The following is a 10,547-nucleotide window of genomic DNA, read 5'->3' on the forward strand; positions in this document are numbered from 1 at the left end:
GCGCTGGCCGAGCGCACCACCGGTTACGTCCGCGGCGGGATCTCCCCGCTCGGCCAGCGCAAGAGGCTGCCCACCGTCCTGGACGACTCGGCCCTCGCCCACGCCACGATCTGTGTGTCGGCGGGGCGGCGGGGCCTGGAGGTGGAGCTGGCGCCGGGCGACCTGGCGGAGCTGACCGGAGCGGTGTCGGCGCCCATCGGACGGGGCTGAGGGCCTCCCGGGGGCTTGAGGGCCCCCTGGGGGCGGTGAGGGGTGCCTACTGGGGGGCCGGCGTGAGCGGCACCTCGCCCGGGTGCTCGGGCTCGGGGTCGCGGGGGCCGAACAGCGCGGTCAGGCCGAGATGGACCAGCACCGCGGCGAACGGCCAGGACAGCAGCGCGGCCTTGGCGCCCAGGCGCAGCGGGGCCGGGAAGGTGCCCCCCTTGCCGACCGCGCGGGCATGGGCGATGACATCGGACGTGGGGCCGAGCCACACACCGAGCCGCCAGGCCAGCAGGGAGCCGAGCAGTCCGCCGAGCGCCAGACCGACGACCAGCGGTACGCCGCCGCGCCTGCGCCACAGGAACGCCGCGAGGCCGCTCACCGCGCCGAACGCGAGCGCCAGCAAGGTGAACGTGCCGTCCACACCGACCGCCTGCTCCCCCTCGGTGTCCTTGAGATAGACCACCCAGCTGTTGCCCGACCGGTCGCCGACCAGCGGCACCTGGGGCGCCAGATGCCACCACAGCAGCCCGAGCAGCGCCCCGCACACCGTCACCAGCACGGTGAGCACGGCGGCCTCGCGCGCTTCGGTCTTCATCCCGGGGCCGTCCTCTTCGTAGGCGCCCGCCATCGGCGCCCCGGCGGGCGGCGCCTGCCAGACCTGGTGCGCGTTCGCGGAGTGGTCGTGCGGGGGCGGGGGCGGATTCAGCGGTGCGGTCACCCTGCCATCGTGCCAGGTCGGCCTGTGCGCCGCGTCACCGGACGGCGGCCCTGCGGTACGCCCACGCGGCCACGGCCAGCGAGATCACCCCGACCCCCGCGCACACCCCCAGGTCAGCGAGGACGACGGCCCAGTCCGGGTGGGTGTCGAAGGTGCGGGCGTACGCCTCCACGCCGTAGGTGGAGGGCAGCAGGTCCCGCGCCAGCCGGACGAGCTCCGGCATCCGGTCGGGCGGCAGCACCCCGAGCAGCAGCGCCCCCGACATGCCCAGCTGGCCGAGCAGCGTGGCCAGCTCGGGGCGGGGCGCCAGCAGGCCGAGCGCCGCGCCGAGCCCGGACAGCGCGGCCCCGGCGAGCGGCACGACGGCCAGCAGCACCCACAGGTTGGCCAGCGGCAGCCCGAAGAGCACACAGCCGAAGACGGCGGTCACCATGGTCCCGGGCAGCGTGAAGGAGGCGTACGCGGCCGCCGTGCCCAGCACCACCGCGGCCGGCGGCACCGGCAGCGTGGCGTAGTGGTCGAGCCCGCCGCCGGCCCGCAGCTGCCCGAAGTACTGGGCCAGCAGGTTCAGCGCGACGAAGGCGACGACCAGCACGGCCGAGCCGGCCACCACGGACCGCGCCTCGAAGCCGTTGTCGACGACGCCGCGCATCATCACGGTGATGCCGATGGACTGGAAGGTCGCCACGAACAGCAGCGGGATCCGCGCCACCCGGGCCCGGGACAGCTGCGCCCGGTACACGGCCACCAGCGACGGCCACAGCCGCGCCGCGGGGGCGAGCTCGGCCACGACGACCGGCCCCGCCTCCGGCACGCTCCGGGCTGTGTCCGGCAGAACCTGTACGGGTACGACACTCACGACGAGCTGCTCCTCTTCCCTACGGCAGTCGTACCGCTCTTCCCCACGGCAGTCGTACCGGCCGTGCCGCGTACGGCGGCCCGTGTGCTCATGCCTTCAGCGGCCGTCATGCCGTCACCGGCCGTCATGCCTTCACCAGCCCCTGCCGGGCGGCGCCGCCGAGGGCCAGATAGACGTCCTCCAGGCTGGGCGTGGCCAGGGTGAAGTCGTCCAGGGCGGCGAAGGCGGCGCCGCCGGTCACCGTGGCGACGGCGGCGCGGGCCTCCTCGGGCGCGAGCCGCAGCGTCCAGCGCCGGCCGGCCTCCACCGCGCGTTCGCGCAGCACGGCGACCTCGGGCACGTCCAGCGGGGCCCGCTCCCGCCACACCAGTTCCACCCGGACCTCGCCCGCGACCTGTTCCTTCAGCCCGGCGGGGGTGTCGCAGGCGATGACCCGGCCCCGGTCGAGGACGGCGACCCGGTCGAGGACGGTCTCGGCCTCGATGACGTTGTGGGTGACGAGGAGGACGGTGGTGCCGTGTTCGGCGCGCCGCCGGTCCACGGCGGACCAGACCGCGCGCCGGGCCACCGGGTCCATGCCGGTGGTCGGCTCGTCGAGGACCAGCAGCGGGCGCGCGCCGACGAGGACGGCGGCGAAGGTGGCGAGCCGGCGTTGGCCGCCGGACAGTTTCTTCAGCGGCCGCCCGGCGATCGGGGTGAGCCCCAGCTCCTCCAGTACGGCGTCGCGCTCGGCCCGGGCCCGCGCCGCGTCCAGGCCGCGCAGGCGGCCGGTGGTCTCGGCGGCGAGGGAGACGGTCAGCTCGTCCAGGGCGGTGGACTCCTGGCCGAGGTAGGCGAGGAGGCGGGCGGCCCGCTCGGGGTGGCGCACGATGTCGTGGCCGAGGATCTCGACGCTGCCCCGGTCGGGGCGCAGCAGCCCGGTGAGCTGTCGTACGAGGGTGGACTTGCCGGCGCCGTTGGGGCCGAGCAGCCCGAAGATCTCCCCGCGCCGTACCGTCAGTTCCAGGGCGTCGGTGGCGCGCACCTCGGGGGTGCCGGGTGCGCCGCGGCGGCCCTTGACGGCCGGATAGGTCTTGGCGAGCCCGCGTACGCGGACGACCTCGTCCTGCCGAAGTGCCTGCCCCACGCGCGTACTCACAAGGGAAGAGGGTACGGGGTCGGGACCTTTACCCGCCCTTGGGGCCACCCGAACCTCTGCCGCCGAACCTCTGCCGCCCCGAAGATCCACCCCGCCCTCCCCCGGGGCGCTCGCCGGTCCGCCGTCGGCTCACTCCGCCGCGTTCGCGTGCTCCGCGGCGGCCGGGATGTCGAACTCTCGCCAGAAGCCCGCCCGGATGGCGTAGCGGTCGTGTTCGTCGATCTGGTCGTCCTTGTGCGCGAGCAGGCCGAAGCGCGCGGCGTAGCGCAGCAGCTCTCCGTCGATGCGGTGCGGGATGCGCGGGTACATCTGGGACAGCCGCTGGAGATGGCTCTGGTCGCCGAGCCGGGACATCCAGCGGCGGGCGAAGACCTGCCCCACCTCGTACGGGTCGCCGCCGACCGTGGTGATGTCCTCCTCGCGGTCCGCCCAGCGCTGCTCGGCCGTGGTCAGCTGGGCGAGCGTCGGCATGGCGGCGGCCTCGGCCGGTTCGGCCACCGCGCCGGGCCGGTCCACCCAGCCCTTGTCGGAGGACCAGCGCAGGGTCGCGGTGGTCGGCTGCGCCGCGGGCTGGACGGCGCCGGGGGCGCGCAGCGCCGCGAGGTCCTTGGGGGTGGGGACGCCCTTGGCCGCGGGCACCCGCTCCTGGCCGCCGTTCTCCGCGGCGCCGGCCGGCGGATGCGGCTCCTGTTCGGCGGAGCGCTCGGCGGCCGCGGCGAGCGCGGACTCGGGCAGCGGGGCGGAGAGGATCGCGGCGATCTCGGGGCGGGGCACGGGCTGCGGGGCGCACACCCCGGTCAGTTCCTTGGCGCGGACGGCCTGGGTGATCCAGGCCCGGTCCAGGACGCGCCGCTCGTCGGCCTCGGCGACCAGGTCCTCGGACTGGTTGTAGTCGCCGTCGGCGGCCTGCACGGCCCACAGGTGTACGGCGACGCCGTGCTCCTTGGCCGCCATCATGCCCGGCAGCAGATCGCCGTCACCGGTGACGAGGACGACGTCGGAGCAGGCCCGGTTGCGGGCCAGCTCGGTCAGCTCGGCGTGCATGGCGGCGTCCACGCCCTTCTGCGCCCAGCGTCCGTCGCTGCGGGTGAGGGCGCCGAGGCGGACGGTGACCCGGGGCATCACCCGCAGCCGGCGGTGCTCTGGCTGGGGAACCCGGTCGGGGGCGCCGTCGAACCAGTAGATGCGCAGCAGAGGCCGTTCGGTGTCGGACTCGGCGCGGTCGCGCAGCGCCTGGATCAGTGCGGTGTGGTCGACGGTGATCCGGGACCGCGAGGGCTCGCCCGCGAGGAGACTGGCGGCTGCGCCCAGCAGATACCCGGCGTCCACCAGGACGATGCAGCGGTCCACGCGACTCACCCTCTTCCCGGGAGGTTTTGCTTCGGACTTCCTTCGAGTCTGCCCGACCGCGCGGGGGTTAACGGCCCGAACTCGATCTTCGGCGTGGCGTTTGCGGCTGTTACTCGCCAACCTACCCTGTCACACAGGGTAATTGTCCGACATGCGATTGATGTCAGCGTATGTGAATCTGAATCCGGCCCTGGCCCCTAGATCCCCCGCAGGAGGCAGATCACCATGGCCAAGAACAAGAACCGTAAGCAGGGTGGCTCGCAGAACCGCGCCGCGCAGCACGCCGGTCAGGCTCACGAGCAGGCGCAGCACACCACGGAGGCCCACGAGTCTCCGGTGACACACATCCAGGGCAGTTCCGGTGATACCGGGCGCGGCAAGAAGCAGAAGAGCTTCGGCCACAACTAATGGGCGATTGACGCCTGTTGCGTAAGAAAAGAGGGGCGCACCCCTGACGGGTGCGCCCCTCTCACGCTGCCGGGAGCCGGCTCAGCCCGCGAGACAGGACGGGCCGAGCAGCACCTTCAGGTCGCCGAAGAGCGCCGGATCGGGCTTGACCCGGTGCCGGTCCAGGCGCAGCACCGTGGTCTTGCGGGGCCCCTGGAGCTTGATCCGCACCTCGCTGTCGCCCTTGTGGTGGCTGAGGATCTCGCCGAGGCGGCTGACCATGGGCGGGGTGACCCGGGTCGCCGGGATGGTGAGGACCACCGGCGCGTTGGCGCCCGCGTTGGACAGGTCCGGCACCATCAGCTCCATGGCGACGAGCCGGGGCACGTCCTCGCGCTTGTCGAGACGGCCCTTGACGAACACCACGGCGTCCTCGACCAGTTGGGTCGAGACCAGCTGATAGGTGGCCGGGAAGAACATGCACTCGATGGAGCCCGCGAGATCCTCGACGGTGGCGATCGCCCAGGCGTTGCCCTGCTTGGTCATCTTGCGCTGGAGGCCCGAGATGATGCCGCCGATGGTGACCACCGCGCCGTCCGCGTGCTCGCCGCCGGTGAGCTGGGAGATGCCCGCGTCGGCCTTGTCGGACAGCACGTGTTCGAGGCCGAACAGCGGGTGGTCGGAGACGTACAGACCGAGCATCTCCCGCTCCTGGGCGAGCAGATAGGTCTTGTCCCACTCGTCGTCGGTGAACTGCACGTCGAGCCCGAAGCCGGGCTCGTCCGCGCTGTCGTCGCCCATGCCGCCGAAGAGGTCGAACTGGCCCTCGGCCTCCTTGCGCTTGACCGCGACCACGTTGTCGATCATCGGCTCGTACTGCGCGGTGAGGCCCTTGCGGGTGTGCCCCATGGTGTCGAACGCGCCGGCCTTGATCAGCGATTCGGTGGTGCGCTTGTTGCAGACGACCGCCTCGACCTTGTCGAGGTAGTCGGGGAAGGAGGCGTACTTCCCCTTGGCCTTGCGGCACTTGATGATCGACTCGACCACGTTGGTGCCCACGTTGCGCACCGCGGAGAGGCCGAAGAGGATCACGTCGTCACCCTGGGCGGCGAAGTTGGACTCCGACTCGTTGACGTTCGGCGGCAGCACCCGGATGCCCATGCGGCGGCACTCGTTGAGGTAGACCGCCGACTTGTCCTTGTCGTCCTTGACGGAGGTCAGCAGTCCGGCCATGTACTCGGCGGGGTGGTTGGCCTTGAGGTAGGCGGTCCAGTACGACACCAGGCCGTACGCGGCCGAGTGCGCCTTGTTGAACGCGTAGCCGGCGAACGGGACCAGCACGTCCCACAGCGCCTGGATGGCCTCGTCGCTGTAGCCGTTCTTGCGGGCACCGCCCTGGAAGATGGTGAAGTTCTTCGCCAGCTCCTCGGGCTTCTTCTTGCCCATCACGCGGCGCAGGATGTCGGCCTCGCCGAGCGAGTATCCGGCGATGATCTGGGCGGCCTTCTGCACCTGCTCCTGGTAGACGATCAGGCCGTAGGTGACGTCCAGGACCTCCTTGAGCGGCTCCTCCAGCTCGGGGTGGATCGGCGTGATCTCCTGCTGCCCGTTCTTGCGCAGGGCGTAGTTCGTATGGGAGTTCATGCCCATCGGGCCCGGCCGGTACAGGGCCGACACGGCGGAGATGTCTTCGAAGTTGTCGGGCTTCATCAGGCGCAGCAGCGAGCGCATGGGGCCGCCGTCGAACTGGAAGACGCCGAGGGTGTCGCCGCGCTGGAGCAGTTCGAAGGTCGTGGGGTCGTCCAGCGGCAGGGACAGCAGGTCGATGTCGAGGCCCTTGTTGGCCTTCACCATCTTGACCGCGTCGTCCATGATCGTGAGGTTGCGCAGGCCCAGGAAGTCCATCTTCAGCAGGCCGAGCGACTCACAGCTCGGGTAGTCCCACTGTGTGATGGTCACGCCGTCGGTGTGCCGGACCCAGACCGGGACGTGGTCGGTGATGGTCTCGCTGGACATGATCACGCCGGCCGCGTGCACACCCATCTGCCGGACCAGGCCCTCCACGCCGCGCGCGGTGTCGATGACCTTCTTCACGTCCGGTTCGTTCTCGTACATCCCCCGGACCTCGCCCGCCTCCGAGTAGCGGGGGTGCTGCGGGTCGGTGATGCCGGACAGCGGGATGCCCTTGCCGAGGACGTCGGCGGGCATGGCCTTGGTGATGCGGTCGCCCATCGCGTACGGGTAGCCCAGCACGCGCGCCGAGTCCTTGATCGCGTTCTTGGCCTTGATGGTGCCGTAGGTGCCGATCATGGCGACCTTGTCGGCGCCGTACTTCTCGGTGACGTACCGGATCACCTCGACGCGCCGGCGCTCGTCGAAGTCGATGTCGACATCGGGCATCGAGATGCGCTCGGGGTTGAGGAACCGCTCGAAGATCAGGCCGTGCGGGATCGGGTCGAGGTCGGTGATGCCCATGGCGTAGGCGACGATCGAACCGGCCGCGGAGCCTCGGCCGGGGCCGACCGCGATGCCGTTGTTCTTGGCCCACATGATGAAGTCGGCGACCACGAGGAAGTAGCCGGGGAAGCCCATCGAGATGATGACGTCCATCTCGTAGTCGGCCTGCTTCTGGCGGTCCTCGGGGATGCCGCCGGGGAAGCGGCGCTGCATGCCCCGGCTGACCTCCTCCTTGAACCAGGTGACCTCGGTGTAGCCCTCGGGGATGTCGAACTTCGGCATCAGGTCGCGCTTCTCGAACATGCCGGTGGTGTCGACCATCTCGGCCACCAGGAGCGTGTTGGCGCAGCCCTCCTGCCAGGCGTCCGAGGAGTCGATGGCGTACATCTCGTCCGTGGACTTCAGGTAGTAGCCGGTGCCGTCGAACTTGAAGCGGTCCGGGTCGGAGAGGTTCTTGCCGGTCTGGATGCACAGCAGCGCGTCATGGGCGGTCGCCTCATGGGCGTACGTGTAGTGCGAGTCGTTGGTGACCAGCGGGGGGATGCCGAGCTTCTTGCCGATCTCCAGGAGGCCGTCGCGGACCCGGTGCTCGATGTCGATGCCGTGGTCCATCAGCTCCAGGAAGTACTTGTCCTTGCCGAAGATGTCCTGGTACTCGCCGGCGGCCTTGAGTGCCTCGTCGAACTGGCCGAGGCGCAGCCGGGTCTGGAGCTCGCCGGAGGGGCAGCCGGTGGAGGCGACGATGCCCTCGGACCACTGGGAGATGGTCTCCTTGTCCATCCGGGGCCACTTCTGGAGCCAGCCCTCGGCGTACGCGTCGGAGGACAGCCGGAAGAGGTTGTGCAGACCGGTGCGGTTCACCGCCCACATCGTCTTGTGGGTGTAACCACCGGAACCGGAGACGTCGTCGCGCTTCTGGTGCGGCTGGCCCCACTGGATCTTGCGCTTGTTGCGCCGGGACTCGGGGGCCACATAGGCCTCGATCCCGATGATCGGGGTGACCCCGGACTTCTGGGCGGTGTGGAAGAAGTCGTACGCCCCGTGGAGGTTGCCGTGGTCGGACATGGCGATGTGCGTCATGCCCATTTCATTGCACGCGTTGAACATGTCCTTCAGCCGCGCGGCACCGTCCAGCAGCGAGTACTGGGTGTGGACGTGCAGGTGCGTGAACGGCGGCTTTGACACGGTTTGGCCTCCAACGGAGAACGTCAGGCGACGGGCGGGCGGACACTCTGGGGGACAGCGTCGAATCCTATGCCCTGGCACTGACAGCCGGAGTGGATCCCCGCGTACGGTCGGTCGGGAACCGGGCACTCCCGCGCCGCGTCGCCCGTTGGAGACGGCGAAAGCGCTGTCGTATCCATGGACACACAGTGACGCACCACTCCCGCACCAGGAGGCATCCCGCGATGTCGGTCCCTAAGCTCAGCGCCGAGCAGCGCGGCGAGGAGATCCTCGCCGTATTCGACACCGCCTTCGGCAGGCTCCTGGCCGCCGACCCGGCCGCGTTCCGGGTGAAGTTCCGGAAGATGGCGGCCTCGGCCTTCGCGTTCTACCGGGGCACGGCGTGCCTCTTCTACCACGACCTCGACGCCGAGCGGCGGGGCGGCCCCTACCTGGACGACCGCACCTCGCGGGTGTGGATCCACGGCGATCTGCACGCGGAGAACTTCGGCACGTACATGGACTCGTACGGCCGCCTGGTGTTCAACGTCAACGACTTCGACGAGGCGTACGTCGGCCCCTTCACCTGGGACCTGAAGCGCTTCGCCGCCTCGATCGCGCTCCTCGGGTACGCCAAGGCGCTGAGCGACGAGCAGATCACCGAGCTGGTGACGGTCTACGCGGACGCGTACCGGGAGCGGATCCACGCCCTGGCCACCGGTGCCAAGAGCGACGAGGTGCCGCCGTTCACCCTGGACACCGCGGAGGGCCCGCTGCTCGGCGCGCTGCGCGCGGCCCGCTCGCTCACCCGGTTCGAGCTGCTGGACTCGATGACCGAGATCCGCGACTTCGAACGCAGGTTCACAGCGGGCCCCGGCACCGTCGAGCTGGACGCGGCCGACCGCTACAAGATCCTCGCGGCCTTCGACGGCTATCTGGAGACGCTGCCGGACTCCTCCCTGGCCCGCCCGGACTCCTACCGGGTCAAGGACGTCGTGGGCCGCCGGGGCGTCGGCATCGGCTCGGCCGGGCTGCCGTCGTACAACATCCTCCTGGAGGGCCACAGCGACGCCCTGGAGAACGACGTCGTGATCTACATCAAGCAGGCCCAGACCCCGGCCGTCTCCCGGCACCTCACCGATCCGGCCGTCGCCGGGTACTTCCAGCACGAGGGCCACCGCACGGTGATCTCCCAGCGCGCCCTCCAGGCGCACGCCGACCCGTGGCTGGGCTGGACCGAGCTGGACGGCGCGGGCCAGCTGGTCGCTGAGGTCTCGCCGTACGCGGTCGACCTGGACTGGAGCGATCTCGACGACCCGGAGGAGATCGCGCTGGTCGTGGCCGACCTGGGCCGGGCCACGGCCGCCATGCACGCGGCGGCGGACGACACCTCCGGCGAGTCCCTGGTGCCCTTCTCCACCGAGCGGGCCATCGACGCGGCGATCGCGGCCCACGAGGAGGGCTTCGCGCCCCTGCTGGTGGACTTCGCGCACATGTACGGCGCACGGGCCCGCGCGGACCACCACATCTTCGTGGACCTGTTCCGCAACGGCCGAATCCCGGGGCTGTAGGGCACCCCGCCGAAGCGGTAGCGTGCGCGTACTCACAGGCCCCCTTTAGGGGTCCCTTACTCCGGTTCGTGACAGACTCTGCTATCGCTATGGACATATCCGGGACCTACCTCAGAGCCGTTCGCGCGGTGCTGTTCACGGCCTTCGTCGTGACCCTCGGCACCGCGTCGCACGTGCTGCTGTCCCGGACCCCGCTGCCGGCCGCGACCGTGGCCGCGGTCGCCGCCGGCGTCTTCGCCGGCGCGTACGCGCTGGCGGGCCGCGAGCGCGGCTTCGGCCGGATCGCGGCCCTGCTGGTGCCGCTGGAACTGGCCGCGGACACGGTGTTCACCACCGGCCAGCAGACCTGTTACGGCCGGGCGGGCGGCCCGGTCGCCGGTCCCCTGCACGCCTTCGGCTTCGACCTGCTGTGCCACGGCGGCGCGGTGGGCACCCCGCTGGCCCAGGTGAGCCGCGGCCAGGCCGCCGGGGTGCTGGCGAACGCCTCCCCGGCCACCGCCTGGCTGCTGCTCGCCGCGCACATCGGCGTGAGCCTGCTGGCCGCCGCCTGGCTGCGCCGGGGTGAGCGCGCCCTGGTGCAGCTGCTGCGCGCGGTGGCCGCCGCCTCCTTCCGGCCGCTGCTCCTCGCGGTGGCCGCGGTCGCCGTACGACGGCTGCCGGAGGGCCGCCCGCCCCGCCCGGCCCGGCGCCGGGCCGCCG

At 71.2% G+C, this 10,547-nt stretch carries 9 protein-coding genes; 4 read left to right on the forward strand and 5 right to left on the reverse strand.

From position 1 onward, the window contains the following. Window positions 1–210: YbaK/EbsC family protein (locus CCN72_RS33680; RefSeq protein ID WP_279630309.1), on the forward strand; the 210-nt coding region annotated here is incomplete at its 5' end. Window positions 211–256: 46 nt separating this feature from the next. On the opposite strand, the gene CCN72_RS33685 is transcribed toward CCN72_RS33680, so the two are convergent. The 4 genes from CCN72_RS33685 to CCN72_RS33700 all read right to left on the reverse strand — a co-directional run bounded on the left by CCN72_RS33685 (window position 257) and on the right by CCN72_RS33700 (window position 4,269). Further along, a complete protein-coding gene (locus tag CCN72_RS33685) occupies window positions 257–922 on the reverse strand; it encodes an AAA family ATPase (protein WP_086812068.1) in 666 nt (221 codons plus the stop codon). A gap of 34 nt (window positions 923–956) precedes the next feature. Next, on the reverse strand, window positions 957–1,781 hold the full coding sequence (locus CCN72_RS33690) for an ABC transporter permease (RefSeq protein WP_086812070.1): 825 nt from the start codon (window positions 1,779–1,781) through the stop codon (window positions 957–959). A gap of 124 nt (window positions 1,782–1,905) precedes the next feature. After that, window positions 1,906–2,919: an ABC transporter ATP-binding protein gene (locus CCN72_RS33695; RefSeq protein WP_086812072.1), complete on the reverse strand. Its 1,014-nt coding sequence runs from the start codon at window positions 2,917–2,919 to the stop codon at window positions 1,906–1,908. Window positions 2,920–3,048: 129 nt separating this feature from the next. Next, entirely contained in the window at window positions 3,049–4,269 is a 1,221-nt protein-coding gene (locus CCN72_RS33700) for an NYN domain-containing protein (protein ID WP_086812074.1), read from the reverse strand. 225 nt (window positions 4,270–4,494) lie between these two features. Between CCN72_RS33700 and CCN72_RS33705 the strand changes: the two genes are divergently transcribed. Continuing rightward, the gene (locus CCN72_RS33705; RefSeq protein ID WP_037653130.1) at window positions 4,495–4,677 is read left to right on the forward strand and encodes a hypothetical protein; all 183 of its coding nucleotides are present in this window, start codon (window positions 4,495–4,497) and stop codon (window positions 4,675–4,677) included. Between the two features lie 81 nt (window positions 4,678–4,758). On the opposite strand, the gene dnaE is transcribed toward CCN72_RS33705, so the two are convergent. Then, on the reverse strand, window positions 4,759–8,298 hold the full coding sequence (dnaE, locus tag CCN72_RS33710) for a DNA polymerase III subunit alpha (RefSeq protein ID WP_086812076.1): 3,540 nt from the start codon (window positions 8,296–8,298) through the stop codon (window positions 4,759–4,761). A 224-nt stretch (window positions 8,299–8,522) separates the two neighbouring features. On the opposite strand from dnaE, the gene CCN72_RS33715 reads away from it, so the two are divergent. Continuing rightward, window positions 8,523–9,848, forward strand: a complete 1,326-nt coding sequence (locus CCN72_RS33715) for a DUF2252 domain-containing protein (protein ID WP_086812077.1) — start codon at window positions 8,523–8,525, stop codon at window positions 9,846–9,848. A gap of 89 nt (window positions 9,849–9,937) precedes the next feature. Beyond that, window positions 9,938–10,547: hypothetical protein (locus tag CCN72_RS33720; protein ID WP_086812080.1), on the forward strand; the 610-nt coding region annotated here is incomplete at its 3' end.

This window comes from Streptomyces murinus (assembly GCF_002154555.1).
In the GTDB taxonomy this organism is placed as follows: Bacteria; Actinomycetota; Actinomycetes; order Streptomycetales; family Streptomycetaceae; genus Streptomyces; species Streptomyces murinus.

What these genes read in the sequence shown, in the direction of transcription:
- CCN72_RS33705 (WP_037653130.1), top strand. Translation starts at nt 4,495, where the DNA reads ATGGCCAAGAACAAGAACCGTAAGCAGGGTGGCTCGCAGAACCGCGCC.
- CCN72_RS33715 (WP_086812077.1), top strand. Translation starts at nt 8,523, where the DNA reads ATGTCGGTCCCTAAGCTCAGCGCCGAGCAGCGCGGCGAGGAGATCCTC.